1 pseudogene is annotated in these 532 nt (G+C 53.9%); it reads right to left on the bottom strand.

Annotated elements, in window-relative coordinates:
* Window positions 1–532, bottom strand: a pseudogene (locus tag ACTHUF_RS11060) (1,4-alpha-glucan branching protein GlgB); the annotation flags it as partial.

Here is a 532-nt window from a genome sequence, read left to right as displayed (position 1 = left end):
TTGCTCCAGCAGGAACCGATCCAGCCCTTTGTTGTAGTTCCACTCGCGGCCTTGCGCAAACTTGCGGCCCATAAACAGGAGTTGTTTGCCGGGGAAGCCGTACATAGAGCCGTAGTAGGCGCGCAGGTTGGTAAATTGCTGCCAGCAGTCGCCGGGCATCCGTCCGAACAGCGAGCGTTTGCCAGGCACGACTTCGTCGTGAGAAAGCGGCAGCACAAAGTTTTCACTGTACTGGTACATCATGCCGAAGGTCAGTTTGTTGTGGTGATATTTGCGGTTGATGGGGTCTTCCATCATGTAACGCACAGTATCGTTCATCCAGCCCATATTCCATTTGCAGCTGCCGTTCACACCTTCTTGGCGGGTCACATTGGCAACTGATGTGGATTCTTCGGCAATTTCGGTCGCCGCCGGAACTTCTTCTTTCAACACGGTGTTGGTATCGCGCAGGCAAGCGATGGCTTCAAGGTTTTCATGGCCGCCGTATTAGTTCGGAATCCACTCGCCGTCTTTGCGCGAGTAGTTGCGGTAA

This window comes from Neisseria sp. P0024.S006, assembly GCF_051956595.1.
GTDB lineage: Bacteria > Pseudomonadota > Gammaproteobacteria > Burkholderiales > Neisseriaceae > Neisseria.
The sequence above is the reverse complement of the archived record's forward strand: the minus strand, read 5'-3'. Positions and strand labels throughout refer to the sequence as shown.